This window comes from uncultured Microscilla sp., assembly GCF_947493425.1.
In the GTDB taxonomy this organism is placed as follows: domain Bacteria; phylum Bacteroidota; class Bacteroidia; order Cytophagales; family Microscillaceae; genus Microscilla.
This window is the reverse complement of record NZ_CANLRP010000028.1, coordinates 24,656-44,937: the sequence shown is the minus strand read 5'-3', so window position 1 is coordinate 44,937 and position 20,282 is coordinate 24,656. Positions and strand designations below refer to the sequence as shown.

20 protein-coding genes are annotated in these 20,282 nt (G+C 36.2%); 7 read left to right on the top strand and 13 right to left on the bottom strand.

What is annotated here, in order from left to right; genetic code table 11:
* Positions 1 to 2: 2 nt before the first annotated feature.
* From Q0954_RS10115 to Q0954_RS10085, 7 genes are all read right to left on the bottom strand, one after another.
* A complete protein-coding gene (locus tag Q0954_RS10115; protein WP_002698809.1) occupies positions 3 to 749 on the bottom strand; it encodes an isoprenyl transferase in 747 nt (248 codons plus the stop codon).
* Between the two features lie 154 nt (positions 750 to 903).
* Positions 904 to 1,638 (bottom strand): DUF6089 family protein, encoded by a 735-nt coding sequence (locus tag Q0954_RS10110; protein ID WP_299456422.1) that lies wholly within the window; start codon positions 1,636 to 1,638, stop codon positions 904 to 906.
* Between the two features lie 38 nt (positions 1,639 to 1,676).
* Entirely contained in the window at positions 1,677 to 2,681 is a 1,005-nt protein-coding gene (locus Q0954_RS10105; protein WP_299456420.1) for a DUF6089 family protein, read from the bottom strand.
* A gap of 53 nt (positions 2,682 to 2,734) precedes the next feature.
* Positions 2,735 to 3,610 carry an NAD kinase gene (locus tag Q0954_RS10100; protein ID WP_299456419.1) on the bottom strand — a complete coding sequence of 292 codons (876 nt, stop codon included), beginning with the start codon at positions 3,608 to 3,610 and terminating at the stop codon, positions 2,735 to 2,737.
* Between the two features lie 342 nt (positions 3,611 to 3,952).
* Complete coding sequence (locus Q0954_RS10095; RefSeq protein WP_299456418.1) at positions 3,953 to 4,618, bottom strand: CBS domain-containing protein; 666 nt, start codon at positions 4,616 to 4,618, stop codon at positions 3,953 to 3,955.
* Positions 4,619 to 5,814: 1,196 nt separating this feature from the next.
* Complete coding sequence (locus tag Q0954_RS10090) at positions 5,815 to 6,330, bottom strand: CvpA family protein (protein ID WP_299456416.1); 516 nt, start codon at positions 6,328 to 6,330, stop codon at positions 5,815 to 5,817.
* Between the two features lie 3 nt (positions 6,331 to 6,333).
* Complete coding sequence (locus Q0954_RS10085) at positions 6,334 to 6,786, bottom strand: GatB/YqeY domain-containing protein (RefSeq protein ID WP_299456414.1); 453 nt, start codon at positions 6,784 to 6,786, stop codon at positions 6,334 to 6,336.
* Between the two features lie 105 nt (positions 6,787 to 6,891).
* Between Q0954_RS10085 and Q0954_RS10080 the strand changes: the two genes are divergently transcribed.
* The gene (locus Q0954_RS10080; RefSeq protein ID WP_299456412.1) at positions 6,892 to 7,605 is read left to right on the top strand and encodes a pyridoxine 5'-phosphate synthase; all 714 of its coding nucleotides are present in this window, start codon (positions 6,892 to 6,894) and stop codon (positions 7,603 to 7,605) included.
* Positions 7,606 to 7,772: 167 nt separating this feature from the next.
* Here the strand turns inward: Q0954_RS10080 and Q0954_RS10075 are convergent, their stop codons facing one another.
* From Q0954_RS10075 to Q0954_RS10055, 5 genes are all read right to left on the bottom strand, one after another.
* Positions 7,773 to 8,183 (bottom strand): hypothetical protein, encoded by a 411-nt coding sequence (locus Q0954_RS10075; RefSeq protein WP_299456410.1) that lies wholly within the window; start codon positions 8,181 to 8,183, stop codon positions 7,773 to 7,775.
* Between the two features lie 188 nt (positions 8,184 to 8,371).
* On the bottom strand, positions 8,372 to 9,598 hold the full coding sequence (locus Q0954_RS10070) for a VWA-like domain-containing protein (RefSeq protein ID WP_002698792.1): 1,227 nt from the start codon (positions 9,596 to 9,598) through the stop codon (positions 8,372 to 8,374).
* A gap of 231 nt (positions 9,599 to 9,829) precedes the next feature.
* Positions 9,830 to 11,821 carry an FG-GAP-like repeat-containing protein gene (locus tag Q0954_RS10065; RefSeq protein WP_299456406.1) on the bottom strand — a complete coding sequence of 664 codons (1,992 nt, stop codon included), beginning with the start codon at positions 11,819 to 11,821 and terminating at the stop codon, positions 9,830 to 9,832.
* A 166-nt stretch (positions 11,822 to 11,987) separates the two neighbouring features.
* Positions 11,988 to 12,779, bottom strand: a complete 792-nt coding sequence (locus Q0954_RS10060; RefSeq protein ID WP_299456405.1) for a LytTR family DNA-binding domain-containing protein — start codon at positions 12,777 to 12,779, stop codon at positions 11,988 to 11,990.
* A complete protein-coding gene (locus Q0954_RS10055; protein WP_299456404.1) occupies positions 12,751 to 13,908 on the bottom strand; it encodes a sensor histidine kinase in 1,158 nt (385 codons plus the stop codon). Before Q0954_RS10055 ends, Q0954_RS10060 begins: the two co-directional genes overlap by 29 nt.
* 198 nt (positions 13,909 to 14,106) lie before the next feature.
* Here Q0954_RS10055 and Q0954_RS10050 point away from each other — a divergent pair, with 198 nt between their 5' ends.
* Together Q0954_RS10050 and Q0954_RS10045 are read left to right on the top strand one after the other, a co-directional pair.
* Positions 14,107 to 14,529, top strand: coding sequence for a hypothetical protein (locus Q0954_RS10050; protein WP_299456402.1), 423 nt, complete (start codon positions 14,107 to 14,109; stop codon positions 14,527 to 14,529).
* Between the two features lie 28 nt (positions 14,530 to 14,557).
* Positions 14,558 to 14,998, top strand: a complete 441-nt coding sequence (locus Q0954_RS10045; protein ID WP_299456400.1) for a hypothetical protein — start codon at positions 14,558 to 14,560, stop codon at positions 14,996 to 14,998.
* Positions 14,999 to 15,010: 12 nt separating this feature from the next.
* Here the strand turns inward: Q0954_RS10045 and Q0954_RS10040 are convergent, their stop codons facing one another.
* Positions 15,011 to 16,972 carry a pentapeptide repeat-containing protein gene (locus tag Q0954_RS10040; RefSeq protein WP_299456398.1) on the bottom strand — a complete coding sequence of 654 codons (1,962 nt, stop codon included), beginning with the start codon at positions 16,970 to 16,972 and terminating at the stop codon, positions 15,011 to 15,013.
* 72 nt (positions 16,973 to 17,044) lie between these two features.
* On the opposite strand from Q0954_RS10040, the gene Q0954_RS10035 reads away from it, so the two are divergent.
* The 4 genes from Q0954_RS10035 (at position 17,045) to Q0954_RS10020 (ending at position 20,080) form a co-directional block, all read left to right on the top strand.
* Positions 17,045 to 17,722 carry an START domain-containing protein gene (locus Q0954_RS10035; protein WP_299456396.1) on the top strand — a complete coding sequence of 226 codons (678 nt, stop codon included), beginning with the start codon at positions 17,045 to 17,047 and terminating at the stop codon, positions 17,720 to 17,722.
* A 413-nt stretch (positions 17,723 to 18,135) separates the two neighbouring features.
* A complete protein-coding gene (locus Q0954_RS10030) occupies positions 18,136 to 18,417 on the top strand; it encodes a hypothetical protein (RefSeq protein WP_299456394.1) in 282 nt (93 codons plus the stop codon).
* Between the two features lie 76 nt (positions 18,418 to 18,493).
* Positions 18,494 to 19,000: a hypothetical protein gene (locus tag Q0954_RS10025; protein ID WP_299456392.1), complete on the top strand. Its 507-nt coding sequence runs from the start codon at positions 18,494 to 18,496 to the stop codon at positions 18,998 to 19,000.
* Positions 19,001 to 19,759: 759 nt separating this feature from the next.
* Positions 19,760 to 20,080 carry a hypothetical protein gene (locus tag Q0954_RS10020; RefSeq protein WP_299456390.1) on the top strand — a complete coding sequence of 107 codons (321 nt, stop codon included), beginning with the start codon at positions 19,760 to 19,762 and terminating at the stop codon, positions 20,078 to 20,080.
* The last annotated feature ends 202 nt before the right edge of the window (positions 20,081 to 20,282 follow it).

The window sequence follows — 20,282 nt, the reverse complement described above, 5'->3', positions numbered from 1 at the left end:
AATTAATCATTTAATAAATTCACTTGTTCACTAGTCTTACCAAATCGTCTTTCTCGTTTTTGGTAATCTATAATTGCTTCATACAAGTGTTCGCGCCTGAAATCTGGCCATAGAATAGGTGATATGTAAATTTCGGAGTAAGCCAATTGCCACAGCAAAAAATTACTTACCCTCATTTCGCCACTTGTCCTGATCATCAGCTCAGGGTCGGGCATTTTATCGGTGCTGAGGTATTTAGAAAAGAGGTTTGTGTTAATATCATGAGGATCAACTTTACCATTTTTCACATCATGTGCGATGTCTTTCACTGCATTCACAATGTCCCAGCGTCCGCTATAACTCAAAGCCAATGTCAATGTAAGTCCTGTATGATCTTTGGTAAGCTCTATGGCTTCTGCCAACTCACGTTGACAGCCCTTAGGTAGATCATCTCTATTGCCAATAGATTGCAGTTTTACATTGTTTTTGACAAGCGTCTTGACCTCCTTACGTATAGTAGAGACCAAAAGCTTCATCAAGGCTTCAACTTCGGCTTTAGGGCGAGACCAATTTTCTGTCGAAAAAGCATATAATGTCAGGTATTTGATGCCTAACTCTGCTGATGCCTCTGTAACATCTCTTACAGCTTTTACAGCGTTTTTGTGCCCAAAAACACGACGAGCACCTTTTTTCTTTGCCCATCTACCGTTGCCGTCCATAATAACAGCAATATGCTGTGGTAAATTTTCAGAATTTATATTATCTTTCATTCAAAGCGGAAAGCTTTAAAATAGTGTCAATTTATAGCAAATTGACACCATTTATTAATCGAGACGCAAGTTATAAAAATGGATTGGTTATTTAAATTCTTATAAAGAATAATTATAGTCTTATTCTTTATTTGTGTTTTTGAGGAGGGAAATATTAAAAAGTTTTAATTTTTATAGGGCAGAGTCTTTTGGGAATCGGCATTACATAGCTAAGCGTAAAGCCAGTAAAGAAGTACATATCATTATCGGCAGTATTGCCAGTAAAGTAAATGGGGTTACGTGGATTACCAGCTTGATCTACATTTACTCCAATATCATCAATAAAATCAGTAAAAGTTTTACGTGCGCCAAACTCCATCCCCAGGTTGAGTTTATCATTCAGCATAAACTTCATACCTATACCTATTGGGATAGTGATAGAGTATAAACCATAAGTAGGTAAAAGATTATATCGGGGAGACATTTTCATACCACCCACACCAACAAAAAGATAAGGGGTCCAGGTTTCAGGAAACTTGAGGTTGCGCCTGAAATCTCTAAAGTTATATTCTATCTGTGCAGACAGCTCCAGCAAGTCGGTCTGAAAGAAATGTCCCCGCTGTTGAGAGATAAAATCAGTACCATTAGCATCAGTACCATCAACTTTTCCGTAAGTAAAGTTTCCCCTGATACTAATAGATCGGCTAAAGTTTCCACGATAAAAAGCGCCAACCGCTATGCGATTTGCAACATTATCTATTTGATGTAAGTTAGGAAAGTACTGAGACATTTCACCTTTGTAGCTGGCAAGCCCAGCCATTATCCCTACCTCGTGTATTTGTGCTTTTGCAGGAGAGTAAATCAACACAGAGGATAAAATAGCTATGAATATATATTTGAGAGATTTCATTCTACACAATTTTCTAAAATGTATAAGTATTTGATTGATTATCTAAATTGAGGACACTTCAAACCCACATTAATGATATAGGATAGTCTGATACCAGCTACAAGATAAATATCATTGTTTCCAGCTTCTCCTCTTTTATCACCTTTGCTTCCAAAGCCAGCAATCGTATTGTAAGGATTACCGTCACTACCTACATAAGTAACTCTAGGGCTTACTTGCTCCAGAATACGGCTCAAGTCTGGCTCACGGCTTCTGCCTGTTACAGCATTGTTTGTTTCTAGTGTACGATTAGATAATGAGCGAACCAAATCATTTTGTAAGTCACCCATATCGGGGTAAGTACCACTTACATCATCTATCTGATCAAAGAATAAATAACGAAATGCCAATTCAAACGAAAGGTTAGTACGGTCATTGAGTTTCCACTTTACCCCTGCACCAAAAATAAGTGCCGGTTGAATACGGGCATAAGGCTTTGCGTAACCTTCTACACCTGACTGTTGCCCTTCGGTACCTAACGGCTGAAGAGCTACCCATTTGCCCCCAAACTCATCAGAAGTTTTGGCCTTGGGATTGTGATGAAATACAGCAACTCCCCCTAGTATGTAAGGAGTAAAGTTAGCCCGGCGGTAATACTTTCCACTACTTCCTATAATATTATATTCACCCACGAGCGATAACTCTTTAATATCGTTTCGAAAATGAGTATTACGCATATAGCGATAACGGTGTCGTTCACTGTTTGGACTTGCAGAGATAAAATCATCGCCACGTAAACGACCATAAGTAAACTCTAGGCGTACATGAAAATTACTACTAAGTTTTCGTTGTACATTGATGGCAATACTTGGACGCAAAAAACGCCATTCAGGAGCCACATATTGGGTCAAAGGGTTCATATCTCCAAAATAGTTGATCGTACCCACTTGTGCCCCAACTGTAATAAAACCTTCAGTAACTCTTCTGTTAAACCTTTGTGCTTCTACGTTGTAACCGGCTAATGATAATAAAGTGATGATTAGCAGTATCCTATATTTATTCATACCACATTTTTTTTACAAAAATACCTATTTAACATTATCATACGTACAAAATCTTAGTTACGAATATCTAACCCCCAACTAAGTTTTCTTCGCAATGTATTTAAAAAATTATCTTCATTCATTTTTAGCAGTTGTGTTCTAAATCGTTCTTTTTTCACTGCTATCTGTACCGATGCATCTATTACTTTAGAACGAGAGTCTAATGAAACCAAGAAATTTTTGCTTCTACCTTCTATCTCGAACGATATAATGCTGTCATCTGAAATAATCAAAGGCCTTACGTTTAAGTTATGCGGACTAATTGGCGCAATGATAAAATTGTTTGATTCGGGTAAAACTACTGGTCCACCACAGCTTAAAGAATAACCTGTAGAGCCAGTGGGTGTTGAAACGATCAAGCCATCTGCCCAATAAGAATTCAAGTATTCACCGTTGATATATGTGTGTACCACAATCATCGATGAAGTGTCCCTTTTTGTAATTGCCAATTCATTCAAACCAAAATTCAAGCCATCAAAAATATCAGTGTCAGACTCTAAACTTACCAAACTTCGCGAATCTATACGGTAATACCCTTTACATATACTACTGATGGCTGCCCCTATTTCTTCTGGCGCAGTAGTTGCCAAAAAACCCAAACGACCTGTATTGATGCCTAAAATTGGGATTTCTTTATCTGCTACTTGGGTTACAGACTCAAGTAAAGTACCATCTCCCCCAAGGCTAAATAAGAAATCTGCACCTTTAAGATCATCCTTATTAGTATAAACAGAAGTACTTAAAGGATCAACACCTACCTCTTTCAGAAACTCATAAAATATTGATGACACTTGTACATCAATCCCTCTTTGTTTTAATTCTTTAAACATTCCTTGTACATAAGGTGTAGTTTCTGTGCGAAATGTTCTTCCATGTATGGCAATATTCATTCGTTCAAACTATTTGACTAACGAAGAAAAATGTATCATATTGAATAATTACTCTCATTGATAATATAAGAATAAATTATTGTCACATAACATACACTTTCCAGACTATGAATCAAGCAAATTCCAGTTTTATAACTTGCTGGTATATTGTGTTTTATTGTTGATATTTTGAGCGTAAAGAACCATCACCATCTGTATGGATAGTGAATGCTGATATATTAAAGAATGGTGATAATAGAATGATCTGTGTTATTTATATTATAACAAATACGACTTAGGTCTTGTTTAGTTGTACACTCAACCTAACTTTTACAACTTTTTGAAAGAATGCTGGTTTAGCCGTTACAAATCTAAATATCTGAATAAAATATCCAGACGCTCTTTATCTATTTCCTGGTTTTCAGTGGCTTGAAATTTAGCTATAATTCTGTAGCTAAACCGTTCAAAAGTAGAAATAATACGGGCCAAGTCTGTTTTATCTACTTTTATAGTTACATTAATTTTTGATGGATCTTGATTGTCTGTGGCAATATAAGTGCTTAAAATCTTGGCATGGTTAGATTCGACCAAACGGCTAATCTCTGTAAGTGAGTAGTCCCTCTGATCCATCCATAGAACAAAGATACTACCGGGCTCTTTCATTGCAGTAGATTTTGCAAATGCGCTTAAGGTATCATTCATTGTAACAACTCCTAAAAAGTTGTTTTCTTCCCCTAACACAGGTATTACCTCTACCCCATAAGTATCAGCCACCTTCAATACGTCGTAAAAGTGCTGGTAATAAGATACAAATATGTCTTGACCAAATAACTGCAGGTCTTTGATCAGAGCATTTTGATTGTTGTATTTATATATAATATCTTCACCGATTAAACCTATATATTCACCATTATCAACTACAGGAAGCTGATTAACACGTAATTCTTCCATCCAGGTCAACCCCTTATTTATAGAGTCTGTCGGCTTTAATGGTGGAATCATGTGATTAATTAGCTCTTCGGCGATCATAATTTTCTTATTTAAGTTTATTTTAACAAGCTATACCAAATAAGTGTTTGGCATGACTGAATTATCTTTATTTATCTTTTATAATGATTTTATTGTACTATTCAGCATTCAAAGTAACAACGCTAAAGTCAGAACTTTAGGTATCTGCTTAAATTTATTTATATAAGTTTCCTCAACCCGGTACCTGCATGTTTTTAGACAATACTAACACTGTTATTAAGCAATATTTACAACTAGTGCACTGGAAACTCAATTCCTATCATATTATTCGGAGTCTTTAGCCCGCTTACTTTACTTCAAAAAGTTTGCGTAGCTCCGGTTCCGATATGCATCGCATGCGTCAAAGCTTAATTTTACGAACACTTAAAATACCGTCAAAATCATCAAAAACGACTCTTTTAGGCGCAACTCCTACGGAGCCGTGTCCCGTTTCGTTTATTTTTTCTACCAAGGTTTCGCCCCACTGGGGCTAATATTCGTAAAAAGTGGCATAAAAACGAGCAAAGAGTTTTGAGCGATTCCATAAAAATTGTGATTCAACACAACTTGAAGCTGGTTTTTACAGGCGGAATTTTAAGCCCTGACCAATGCGATATGCATCGGAATTGTAAACTAACTCTGCGCACTTTTTGAAGTGCGTCAACAAACAAAATACCCTCGAATAAATAATATATTTATGTACCAAGACAAAATTAAATATACCTAATATGCAAGTATAACTGTCATATTATGAGAGAGTTATCTTTGCTTGTAGCTTATAGCTGATTGCTTGCTGCTACTTATTTAATCCCCAATGCACTAGTACTGGAGTACGTGTTAATATAAAGCATTTTTTTCACCTATTATAACATCATTTTTAGCCAACTTATTTGTAAGGCTTGATAACTGAAAGAAAACAGGCTATTATTAATATTTCTTTTAAATAATGTTTCAATGGTTTGCTTCCAAAACACATCTACTAGTAAGACGTAAAATAAACATAAACCCCTGATAATTCAAAACAAGTGCTTTTGGCAAAGCGTAAGTTTTAAGTGAAAAACAGAGAGAATTCTTTAGAGGTTCATCTAATGAAAAGAAAATGTTTGAATGGTACAGTGAAAATATGGGCAGTTCTCACTCTAAAACCTTGAAACTTACAGAATGATTTATTTGATTTCAAGGCTTTTCTGTATTGAATCTACACTTGGTAAAACAGACTATATAGAGTTTCGAATCATATCTGAGATATTGTTTTTGTTTTTTTTCCCTGCTAATTCTTTCCCTATCTTTTTGATAGTGCTATACAAAATAGATTTTTTCTCCATTTTGGCCTTAAAGCTTCCGGTTCCTTCTAGAGTCCAAATCAAAAATGTCATGATAATGGCATATTTGAACAAACCAATGACTGCTCCAATAATATTATCCCAGCTTCCAGGAAAGTCGTAGTCTATTTCTGTTTTAAAGTGATCGCCAATCTTATCTAAAAGGACTATGGCTAATAGCGCACCTAAAACAAAGACAAGTCTGGGGTATGCCTCTACACTGAACTTAAAAGCGTGTTCACGCAAAAGGCTTAATAATAAACCTACTACTTTGAAGCATATAATGAAGGCAATAGAATAGTGCAAGATGCTTACTACTTCTGACAGTAGCCCTTTTCTGAAGCCAATATAAGCTCCCCATGCCATAGGGAGCAATACCATTCCATCTAGTATTAATGCTGCTATTTGCATATTTTAGTTTGCCAATAAAGTTTTTACCATGCTGGCAATTGCTTTGCCATCTGCCTGACCAGCCAAAGCTTTAGAGGCAGACCCCATTACCTTGCCCATATCTTTAGGGCTTGATGCTCCTACTTGTTGAATAATTTCTTTGAGTTTTGCAGATAACTCATCTTCTGATAATTGTTTAGGCAGGTATTTTTCAATGATGGCAATCTCATCTTCTTCGTTTTTTGCCAACTCAGCTCGACCTTGTTCATGGTATATGCGGGCAGATTCACGTCTTTGCTTGGCTGCTTTGCTTAGCAGTTGTATTTCCTCCTCCTCGCTTAACTCACCAGTTTTGCCTTCTTTGGTTTCTTCTAATAAAATTAATGATTTAATTGCACGCAACGCGCGTAAAGACTCTTTGTCTTTTGCCCTCATAGCATCTTTAATATCAGCATCTATTTGGGTTTTTAAACTCATATCTTTTTAGTTTTAGGTTTTTTCTTGGATTATTTGTTTTATATACTGATTTATAGAGTGTTTTGATTTTGAATAATAAAGTAAATTTACATAAAAACTACTAAAATGACCAAACTTAGTGTAAATATCAACAAAGTCGCTACTTTAAGAAATGCTAGAGGTGGCAACAACCCTGATGTAATAAGGGTAGCGCAAGATTGTGAACGATTTGGCGCACAGGGCATCACAGTTCACCCACGCCCCGACGAACGGCATATCCGCTATCAGGATGTAATGGATTTGCAGAAAGTGGTAACCACGGAATTTAACATTGAAGGTAGCCCAAATGGGCGTTTTCTGGAGTTGGTAAAGAAAATAAAACCAACCCAGGTAACACTAGTGCCTGATGCTGAAGATGTGTTAACCTCGGATACAGGCTGGGACACCATCAAGTATGAAGCTTTTTTGACTGAAATAATTGCAGAGTTAAAGTCTTATGGTATGCGTACTTCTATTTTTATCAATCCAGCAAAGGATTTAATTACAGGAGCTGCTAAGGTGGGCGCTGACCGCATTGAGTTTTATACAGGTCCTTATGCTGAACAATACAGCAAAGACCGTGAGCAAGCCATAGAAGCTTATGTAGAGTGTGCCAAACTTGCTAATGGGTTGGGGTTAGGAATCAATGCAGGTCACGATTTAGATTTAACAAACCTTCACTACCTTAAACACCAAATTCCTGCGTTGAAAGAAGTATCTATTGGGCATGCATTGATTTGTGATGCCTTGTATTATGGTTTAGAAAATACTATACAGATGTATTTGAGGGAATTGCAATAAAGGCATAATAAAACCCTCTTGTTGTTACTTTGGCCTAAGGTTAAACCTAACATCAAGAGGGCAGTTTTATTTTTACAATGCCTGATATTCCAACATAAAGTTACATTGAAAGTTTTTATGGGTAAATAACAGCTATTATCTATGTCAAAGAATGTATAAAGTAAGTTTTAAACACTGCTTAACCATCTTATAGCAGCGCCTTCATCTTCAAAGTTTTTATAAGTAATTCCATTAAAAGCCATCTCAGTTTGCTCTGCTGAAAGTGAAGCAAAAATGTTGCTCGATACAATCGTAGCAGCATATTTCAACCCTAAACTCTCAGCTTTAGGCATCCACTCTTCGGCTATCCATTTGTCTATGCCTACGGGATAAGGACCTTTGATTGCAGTATTATAGTTCAAAACTTTATTTCTGCCAGTAGCTTTAAGTACTTCTAGCTCCTTGAGCATTCCTGCTTTTGACCTTTCAATCTTCTGAAAGCCCTGCCAATGCACAGTAATCCAATCGTTATCAGCTGCAGCTTCTATTTCAAAGTATACTTTGACATCTTTTAAACATTCTTTTGGGTAATGAGTCATATTGGTTAAAAATTACAAGTTAAGACATTACTTAAAAGCAAGAACAATTGATTAACATATAGCCATACAAGTTACTTACTTTTAAAAGATGGAGTTATAATTAATTATTCTAAATTTATATAAAAATCTTTTAGAGAGAACAGTTTCTGTAGTAGTGGTGTTACCCATATCAATTTTATCAATAGTAATTATATCATTTTGACTTTTCTTCCAGGGAAGTCACGTAAATATTCAAGGTCAGATCCTTCTTTACTGATAAGCCACAACAAGGGACAAACTGCTCTTACTGTAGGGTTTGAAGCATAACCATCTGTAAAGTAAATTAACGCATCAGGTCGGTATACATCATTGGCATACTGTAATGGTGGCTCAAAAGCCGTTCCTCCTCCTCCACTTACTGTTTTAGGGGTTTTACCACTGTAATAATACTCTGAGTGAATAGCAGTGTCACACTCTATTACAAACACTTCTGTTCCTTGTTTCCATATATGGTATACTTCATTAAAAAAATCTTTAAGTTCTTCCATATTAATACTTCCAGAGGTATCTATAGCAATCAAGAGTTTTTGTTTCTTTTTCACTTTAATGCCAGGGTTTGTTCCATACCTTTTAGAGGGGCGTCGCAGCGTATTTCTGATTTCGGTACGGCTACTGCTATTGGCAAAAAGTTTTAGTACCCTTTTCCAATTTACGATTGGCACCATCGACTTTTCAAATTCTTCGAGGTATTGCTGTAAGCCTGCTGGTAATTTGCCAAAATCTTTAGACTTTACCCTCTTCAACGTATTTTCTAATGCTTGGTTAACCGCAGCTTCAGCAATATCTTTTTCAGCACTTGATAGTTTATCTATTTCTTTCCAAAAAGAGTGGCGTTTTTGGTTTTCAGCATCCTGATCCAAAAAATTCTTTAAGTTTTTCCAAGCCTCGTTGCCTTCTGCTTCCTCTTCATTTTTGCCATCAGCAAATTTATTGTACAAGTCAAGCAATGCATTATAATAATGGTTGACGTGTTGATGGGGCTCTAGGTTTAGCTCAGGAAAATTACTTAGCAACACAGCTCCTTCAATCAGCTGATTAGCAGCCACATACTGATTTACAACTATATCAGCAGCTACATTAAAGATGGTTTTTTGGCTAAAGCTTTTGTAACGGAATATATGTTTGAAAACGATGTGTAAGATTTCGTGTTTGATTCCTCCATACTTAAAATCTTCGTTGGTAAGCGAATCTGTCCAAAACTTAGAGTTAATATACAAAGTAATCAAGCTATTGTGATACCCCACAGCCAGTGTATCAATTTCTTTACTTACTTTTTTTATCAAACCTGTAAAAAAGTGTCCATAAAAAGGCTCTTGTAAAAGTAATTGAATACTTACTTTTGACACGTCCTCTAATATTTGTTCGTCGTTTTGCATTCTTTTCTCCTAGTATAAACAATAACTCCAATTTAATACGGTAAAAAGTTTGTGTTAGCTATTGTTCGTGATTGTTTTTATCAAAAAAATAAAAAATTACTCTCTTCACAAATATACAAAATTTAAAAGAATGCCTATTACTGTCTGGCTATAGCACTCAAACAAAAAAAGCTGACCCTGAGCGTATTGTACAAACACGTTCAGGGTCAGCTAAATAATTTACTTACAATATTACATTTTCAATACCCTAAAGCTTTTAGATGCTCCATTACTTAACAGTAAAGTTATAGAGTAGGTGCCTTTGGGCAAGTGTTGGCTTTGCCATATTGTATCTGACTGCCCCTCTTTAAACTCCTGACACCCTATTTGTCGCCCTTTCACATCATATAAAAGCATTTTTTTTAATTGGAATTTATCAGTGTAAATTCTAAGGTAATCAACAAATGGGTTAGGGTAGATGGCTATTTCGGAAAAAAAAGCTCTATCTACCCCGTTAGGGTCAAGTATTTGAATGTAATTTGGGCGGATAATTGAATGACTACCTAACGCATTGGTAATGGTCAATTTTATGGTATATGTCCCTGCCTGATCATATATGTGGTTTGGGTCTTTATCCACCGTATCTTCTGTTCCATCGCCGTTAAAGTCCCAGCTATAAACGGCACTTTCACTTGTATCAATCAAGCTCGTATTTACGAAACTTACTGTTTCTTGAATATTATATTGAAGTTTGGCTGTGTTGAAATTTGCTCTCAAAAAGCCTTTGGTTACAGGCTCTTGAAAAGACATAAACTTCTTTGTTTGTACATTCACAAAGTGTTCTTTGATGCCTAAAGGCCACTCTATCACTAACGAGTCTACTTTTTGGGCGTCACCTAACCCAAAGTGTACCCTTAGACTATTTTGACAATTATACCCTGACTGAGCAGAAACTTCACGCATTTGCCATACACTTTTACCTCCTATGGTAGCTTTTACTCTTACCTTTGCTCCTATTGCTGAAGCATTAGATACAACGCCTTTCAACGAAATATTAAGCCAATGGTTGTTGTTTCCCTTGTTGCGATATAAACCGTTAGTCTCTGCTTCTTTGTAGGTATTGGCAGTTAATAAATCCAAGTCACCATCATTGTCATAGTCACCTAGAGCAGCCCCAAAAGTAGCGCCCTGATAAGTCGTCACGGGATCATTGGTTACTTTGGTAAAGGTACCATTGCCATTATTCAAGTAGAGAAAATTTTTCACTTTGATGTTAGTAAATGTAGCATTTGCCACAAACAAGTCAAGGTCACCATCGTTGTCTACATCACCCCATATAGAGCCAAAAGAATAAGCGGTTTCCTGTACTCCTGAGTTATTCGCTTGAACAAACCCACCCTTACCATCATTTTGAAACAGTTTGTTTTGCCCCTTAAAATTTGCTACAAACAAGTCAAGGTCACCATCATTGTCATAGTCGCCCCAAGCACTGCCCGTAGACGATGCCTGCGAAGTGACCGCAGCATGATTGGTAGATGCACTAAAACCTTTGTCTCCATTGTTGATGTATAATTCATTGGTCGCATTTCCTTCATTAGACACAAAAAGGTCTAAGTCATTGTCATTGTCAAAGTCTACCCAGTTAACGCTTCTGGAGCTTTTGGTGGCCTTAGACACTATTTGGCTGTTATCTACAGTAAAACGCCCATCTCCATTGTTTTTAATTAATACATTGCGTTCTCCTTCTGAGTTGGTCACATATAAGTCCAAATCACCGTCTTTGTCATAATCTGCCCAGCAAGCTGTTTCTGAGAATTTGCCTGCAATAATGTTACTATTTTTTATTTGGGTAAAATTTCCCTTACCATCATTAAGGTAAAACAAGTTGGCTTTGCCATACCAGTTTACTACATACACATCTAAGTCTCCATCGTTGTCTACATCGCCCCAAGTGGCGCCATCAGAGGGCATTTTATCCTGTACCAAAGGGTCATTTGTTTTTTTCATAAAAGAACCATCTTGTTGGTTGATGTATAGGCTATTATTTTCTCCACCTTTGCGTCCATTAGACACAAAAGCATCTAAAAATCCATCTCCATTTACATCAACCCAAGCAACGGAACGCGAAGCAGCAATATCAGAGGTGATGGGTGAACTTGTAATTTTTTCAAACTGTTGAGCTACTGTCACATACGGCAATACACAACATAGAAAAGCAATTAGGGGTTGGTTAAGTTTTTTCATTGAGATTGGGTTATATGATTTGCAAACCTTGGTAAAGTTTTCACTACTACGAAGACTAGGTACTATTACCTTTATTTGGAAAGCAATTAAACATATAACTTGCTATTTGTCAGGAACCAATCGGCTAACTGAGTGTTTTTCTCGGTGAACTGTTAGGGGTTTGTCTTTATTGAAATAGTCGTTGTACTTGTGACTTGTAAGTACGCCCTGACTTGTATTTTTGCCCATTTTTCATCACAAAAAAATACTCCCCATTAAAGTGTGGTACTATTTCTTTGATTTGTTTAACAGGTAAAATATAAGACCGATGAATCCGGATAAAATCTTCTGGGTTCAAGCGAGCTGCAGTTTCCTGAAGGGTAGTATTTACCAAGCTTTTATTGCCTGCATGGTGTACTTCTATGTAGTCGCTTGCTCCTACTATCGCTTCTACTTCCTCAATAACTATAAATACTATTTTATTCGCTTGACGTGCCACAAACCTACTCAAGTAAGTATCATTACTAGCCATAAGTGTAGGCTGAACTTGTGTTTTAAGTTGATTGTAGTCTTGGGCTAGTTGCAATAGTTTATCTTCCAAACGGTTCAACGAAGCTTGTTGAAACTTACTTTGTACTTTTTCAATCGTTTGATGAAAGCGTTTTTTGGTAAACGGTTTCAGCAAATAATCAATGGCGTTAAGTTCAAACGCGGCAAGTGCATATTCATCATAGGCAGTTACAAACACCAAATGCCCTCTAAAACCTGCCAGCTTTTGCGCTAGGCTAATACCTGTCATTCCTGGCATTTGAATATCAAGAAATAGTAAGTCGGGTGTTTGAGCATCTATTAGTTTAAGCGCTTCCTCCCCATTACTAGCTTCGCCTACCACTTGCAAGCTATTGTATTCTGTCAATAAAATATTGATCATTTCACGGGCAATGGGTTCATCATCTACTATCAATACTTTGATGCTCATTTTTGGGGCTTATTTTAAGTTCTTTGTCCTGATATGGGAAATATAACACAGTAGAAAATCCTCCTTCAGGTTTAGCTTTCAGGTCTAAACCATGTTTTTGCTTGTACAAACTATCTAACCTTTTTCGGCAGTTTTGTATCCCTATACCTTCTTTCAATGCCTTTCCATCTTTTAATCCAGCTCCATTATCTACTATTTCTATATAAAGTGTCTCATTTTCAAGCCTTACCGACAGAGAGATGCACCCCTTGTTCATATTAGGGGCTATACCATGTGTGATGGCATTTTCGGCGATGGGCTGAAGTATAAATGAGGGAACCAAAGCACTTTCGTAGCGTTGGGGCACATTAATGTCTAACTGACAGTCGTCTCCAAATCTTATTTGATGAATTTCAAGGTATAAACGCATCAGTTTTATCTCTTCTCTCAGGGGAATCAGTTGTTGATCGTTGTAATGCAATGTAAGTCTCAGTAAATCACTGAGCTTGGCAATCATTTCTAACGACTGGTCATAGGCTTCTTTAATGATTAGCCCAGAAATGGTATGTAAAGTATTGAATAAAAAATGAGGTTTTAACTGACGTCTAAGCAACTCTAGTTTTGACTCGGTTAGCTGCTGTTGCAACTGACTAAGTTTAACTTGTTGCTGTTCACGCTCTAACTGCAAATGTTTGGCGTTTTGCCAATGCCTAATAGCCATTGTAATGCCCGCCAGAGCAAATACAATCAATATATTAATGTGGGTTTTATAAGTAAGTACATTGAGGAGTATGGCAGTAAAAGATTTGGCTTGGTCAAATACAGGATATAAAAAGTAAGCCAGTATGGTTTCAAACAATACTTGGGTAACAGATATAAAAAAAGCAAATAATGTAACATTGATGATGATACGCCAGGCTTGTTGAATTTTCCCCAAAAAATATTGCAATGCTTGTAACACATAAGGGGTCATCAATAACCACATAACCCAGCTAATATCCCATATTAATATGCGCCCTATGGGTACTGGCCGGTTATTTACTTTATAAAAAAACACACTCTCACTAATGCTTACACTAGCTACTATTAACCATAGAATAATGCTGGTCACTACTACATACTTATGCTTTATAATTTCTGTTTTATTCATTTATTTTATTCATTGTAACCAGTGCAATGTATCACTAAAATACAGAAGGCATTGCATATATTTTGAGTTTTCTACCTTGATCAAATATATTTTTACGATTTTAGCTTCAAAATCGTTTGTACAATAATGTACTATTAACCTTTTTGATTTCTTAGTCTTATGGTAATAAACTACAGCTTTTTTATAATTTTTTATACAATGACCAACCTTGTTCCTGTCAATGTCCAGCAGTTTCAGATGGCGTGGCAAAGTTCTACGGTGCGTACTATGCGTATTAACTTTGAAAAAACCGATGATCGTTGGAAAATGACTCCCAGCCGGGCAGAGGATGACTATGTGATTTTGTGGACAGATAAAAAAAACAATCTATGTATACAAAGGAAAGAGAGTGAAGAACAGGTACATAAGGTATCATTGGATAAACATATAGGCAAAAAGGAACACAAAAAGTGGCATAAATTGAAGTACTTTGAACTCAAAGACTTGGATGATAAAGGAGAGCCTGTAAGACTTGAGATAACCGAACGAGGTGAAAACTTTGTACAATTAAAAGTGAAAGACCAAAAAGGTGAATTGCAAAAGTTTCAAGGTATTAAACTTACCTGGACGCCAAAAAAATAATTTTAATTACCACTAAAAATGTTATCCTATGTTTAGTTTTGGTTTTTTTGTGATGTTTTACGCTATGACCAACTTGGTACCTGCCAAGGTGCAAAAGTTTAAAATGAGTTGGCAGACTTCGGGAGACCGTGTACTGGAAATGCACTTTGAAAAGGAAAATAAACGCTGGAAAATATCTGATGGTAAAGGTGCTGATGATAACGTATACCTTTCGCTCAAAGATGCTCACACATTGCTGGTAGATATTCAGTCGGAACAAAAGTTTCCTTTGGACTTAAAAAAATTACTGAAAAAGGAACCCAACAAAAACTGGAAGAACCTGAATTATTTCTATGTGATGGATGATGAAGCAGGCAAAACCCAACTAAAGGTGCATAGGGGTAAAAAGTTAATCAGAATAACCAAGGCGAATGAAGGTAGCGAGGATTTTGATAAAAACTTCATTCGTGTCAGGGTTACCTGGGAGTAAAAATTAACAATGTTAATTAATTTTCACTTTGCCTCTCTTCACTATTTTTTCATAAACACGAGCGCAATTATTCCTCAAATAATCACTTAATTGCTGATAAATGCGCTCGTTTTCCTCGATGCTTTTCAGTGGTGTTTGCGATAAAATCCCCTCTGCAATGTATATGTTCTGGCAGGCAATTTTCTTTCGTTCCTGTACAAAGTTATCTCCATTGTTTGCTCCAAAATAGTCCTGTATATCTGTGGTGTCCGGTTTGCTCAGGCGTTGTTTAGCCAACGCAATGCGTTCTTCTATGATGTCTTTTACCTCACGGGTGTGCAATTCTAAATGTTTACTCACATTGTATTTTTTCAGTTGTTTGTGTAATGGCCTCCAATATGGTTTTTGGCCACGGTTTACCGCATAATAATAATTATGGGTACTCTCTTTGATTTTGGAAAGTATGGAGCCCTTGATACGGGCTTGTACCAAACAATTTCCTGAAAAAACTTTTGCCTCAATCAAAGCTCCCTGCAAGTGGGCATTCCGCAGGTTGACACCTTGTATTGAGTCTCTTTGCCAGATGGCACCTTCCAATGCAACATTGCTCATATCTGCTCCTTGCAAACTTACCCCATTTAAATATGCGGCTTTCATTTGTGCATTTTGCATACGAGCACCGTCCATTTTGTTGGCTTGTTCAAAAGTTACTCCATTCAACACTGCCCTTTGCATTTGCACTCCTTTCATAAAACAATGTTTAAACACTGCTCCAGTAAACTCAACATTACTCAAATCTGCATTTTTAAAATCTACATTGGTACACCTGACACCTTCAAATATATAGTTTTTCAGGTTTAAGTTACTCAAATCCAATGCACTCAGTTGAGCATGCCTCAAGTCTAATGCTTTGTGGAGCGTCTTACGAAAAGCAACTTTATGAAGTTTTGCATAATGCATTTTGGTTTCATAGAACACTGCTCCAGGTACTATAGATTTAGTAAGGTTGCTGCCGTGTAAGTTAGCCGAAGAAAAGTTAGCTCCCCTTATGTCAGCTTTTTCTAAGTTGGAGTTGACTAAATACGCCCCCGAAAAATCACAAAACCGTAAATCACGCCCCCTCAAATCGAGCCCTTTGGCATATTCACAATAAGCCTCTTCTTTTGACTTGCCTAAGGCAATAAACCGTTGGATAATTTGATCGCTGGGTGGAGCTTTGATCAACACTTGATGCTGCACTTTGAGATGAGGCATCAAGTGTTGTACACTTTGCCCATCGGTGCTTTTAAAGATGAGTAAAACGGTTAGGTTAAATAATGCAAAAATCACAAATACAGCCGCTTGCCAAGACAACTTTATACCTTGAAAAGCTTTTTTTGTTTTTAGAGAAGGCTTTGTTACATCATTATTATGCGACAGTGTTGTTTTTGTTGTCAAAGAGGGATGGAAGATTTTATGCCAAGTAAAGCTTAAAACTAAGGCATCGAGCACTACTATCAAGAAATGCCAAAGAGTCATCGTACTACTATGGTAAGCTGAAAACTGCCATTGAATGGCACATAGTACCCCTAAAGGAAATGCGAAAATTATCAGCCAAAGAACAAAACGTAACCACCAGAAGTTATTTGTTTTTTGGCTGGCAATCACAAAATTTACTATGAAAGGGTATGTTGTAAGATGATCAGCGTCTTTCTCTATCTGTTGATATGCATAGGCTTTTTTACTGTGCTGAATAAGGTTATACAAAAGATTGAAGTGTAATATTACCACCAACAGAGGCATACAGAGGTAAAACTCCCACAACGGTAAAGGAATGTCCAACACTGGTAGTATTACCCGGCTGGAAGGCATCAATATCATTGCGTCAGAAGTAGACACCACAATAAGTAAGAGGTAAAACATAAACACTAGGTAATAAAGAATTGATTTAGCGTTTTCTACCGATGAATTATTGAATGCCCAAAAGTGAGCAATGTGATTTTTTAATGTTGACATAAGGCAACCTTTTGGTAATGTTGGGGTATATCGTTGACTAAAATAAGCACTCAAATAAATCTATTGCAATTTATGACTAAACTATTGGCAATTTTGCTGGTTTTTACTAACCACTTTGCAAGCACGCCCTCCTACCCTTTGCATGGCAATAACTCTGCTACTACTTTTAAAGCGTGGAAATTAATAAAAAACAAAGAAGGTGTATCAGTATATGCACGCAAATATAAAAACACCAATCACCGTGAGCTAAAAGCCATTGCTGTGTTCAAAGCTTCACTCAGCAGTTTGGTTGCTATTATAAAAGATGATGCGTCTGTGCCTCAATGGATTAACCGTATGAAACTTTTTCAAAACATTCATACAGTCTCTAACCAACAGTGGTATACTTATGCCGAAATTTCACTTCCTTTTCCTTATTACAACCGCGACCTGATTAGCCTCAACACACTCAAGCAAAATAACGATAACCATATTGTGGTGATTGATATTGAAAGTAAGCCTAACTATCTGCCCAAAAAACGGAAAAAGGTACGAATGAAAAATGCCGAAGGACAATGGAGGTTTAAACCATTAGGTAACGGTAAAACACTTGTCTCTTATCAGTTTTATGCTGAGCCTAACCTTGGGCTACCCGCCTGGATCATCAACCCGCTTGCAACTAAAGGTGTTTGGAATACCCTCAAACAATTTCGTGAAATGGCCAAAAAGCCCAAATACCAACAAATAAAACTGCCTTACATCAGTCAATAGCCAGCTTATCATCTATAGTCTATTAAAGATGAATGAGTCAGTGTCTTTTCATCCCTGGTTTTGCTACCAACAATATAACAGCCAACAAGTAAATACAATAGCTAACCAACCCCTGCCACACCCTTACTTTTAGCCAGCTTTCCCACCTTTTTACTCAACATAATTATTTGGAAACCCACTTATATTCTCATTTTTTGAGCATAAAATATTTTAGCTCATTTATTCAACATTCTGGTTACCAGAGTTATATACAAAGCTTTTTCTTGGACAACTGATTTGTTAAAGAAAATAGCAATTTTTATGTTTAAAAATTTGGCATTATTTCTAAATCACTCTATATTTGCTTAACAATAAAGATTAAATGCTCAATTAATTAACAAACCTCTTTTTTAAAACAACAAATATTGGATAGCATGGAAAATAATTCAACCAATACCCCTACACGAGAATTTGTTTGGAAAATTAACAAAGCACCCAAAATGAAGTCAAAAACTGCTACAACTGATCAAAAAAATATCAGGGAATTAGTAGAAAAACAGTTTCAAAATATGTCAATGGTTTTGTTTAATAAAATCAATACGCTTGAAAACGAAATCAAGACTATCAAAAACAGAAATACACAACTTGAGCAGCAAATAAGTAATACCACTTTTCAGGATACCAACCATTCAATATATGATCCTTGGTATTTGTAACAAATAGGGTCCTCTACCCAATATTAGTTGACAAACATTTTATACAAAATAAAAATATATAAATACACAACACACTATGGCAACTGTATCATTTATCTCCCCTAAAGTAATGTTCAACAAATTAGCTGACGTGCTTTATAATACACCAGAAAAACCTCAAAAACGCGCTGCTTTGGCTAACCGGGCAGTAAATAATAGAGCAGCTTCCAAAACACCTGCCTCTGGTAAGAACAATAAGTTAAGTGTAAGTAAAGATGATGTGAAAATTATATCAGCAGCGCTTATTCATTACAAAAAATTTTTGGCGCGTAAAAAACAACTGGATAAAGCCGAAGAGGTAGGTGACGTAGATAAAAAATTTATGGCGTTTATTCAGGCATTAGAGGGTACTCCAACAACTCAAACTACAAAAACAGTCGCCCCAGTGGTAAATGGTACCACCCAAAAAACATTGAAACATACAGTCAATACTCAAGATATTGACCTTAACAAAGAATATAAAACACCGAAACTACCGCAAGAGACTTTGCAAACAGAGTGGGTGGTAAAAAAACCCAAGATTAAAAAAAGATCTGCTTCTTAGTAAAGGTGTTAACCTCGCTATTATGTGTAGCCTATTATTTTAATTACCCATGACATCGTACACTAAAGAAACCTCCTAATGGGGGTTTCTTTGTTTTATATTACTATATTTCTGTTTTATTGCCTACAAAATATAGCCATAATACAAAACAAATATTATTGGGTATACTAATAAACTTCTAACAAGAGTTATAAGTTATATGATTCAAAGTAATTTTGCCAGATGACTGTGTGGTTTTTGAGCAACACATTTACCTTTTTATATGAGGTATTTATCAATACAAGACTGATCAACAAGTACAGTTGTTAATTGTATATTTGCTGATTATCAAAATAAAACATACTGAAGACAAGACACTGCTCATTTATATAGTCGCTATTGATTTACATTTTTTAGAAAGCAGTTCAACAACCAATAGCATTTAGAGTATATTTAAAAATCATAATCTGGGTTAAAAAAGAGATTTTTACGCGCTGACTTTGTTGATTTTTACGTCAATAGTTTTAAAATCCTCCGAATACAAGCTCGGAGTTATGAACCAAACTTGTATTCGGGGCTATGGCTATTCCCTTAAAAATACGCCTCACCAGCACAAAAAACTCATCATTTTTAACTCCGAAGACAAAATTTAAACATACTCTTAGTAGTGTAGGGCTCCCTACAGAGTTTCTGGACAAAAATAATTGAACACCTGCTTGGTTATACAAGCAATACACTTTAATTTACATAAACTTGTTGAGAAGATATTTATTTATAACTATGTCATTTCCAACTGGAGGTTTTTTTATTATAGAAGAGGTCAATGAAGCACCTCATAACATTGAATATGGAGGTTTTCGTCGTCTTATCCTTTCTGGATATGTAGATTTTGGCACCATCAAAATGGGCGATATTATATGTATACCACTTGCTTCAGGAATGCATTACCACCAAAGAGTGCACAGTATACAGCTACTTAGAAATCAACTGACAGAAGTAAAGACATCTGAAGGTAAGGTTTCACTTATTCTGAAAGCTCCAGAAATAAAACCAACTGATATAAAATTAGACTTGGCGTATGTTATGCCACTAGCTTACTAAAAAGGCTCAACTCATTATCATAACTAATGATGGCTTTTGCTGAAGCGTTAGTTCTACTAAACATACTTTCCCCTTAGTTTTCTCAATGATTCAAAGTTAGTTTTTTGATTACAAACTTCGTTGAATCTGTTCTTTATACCGCAGTTAGAGCATTTAAAAAAGCTGCTTTATACACTTTCATTGTAAAAAGAAAATTACCACG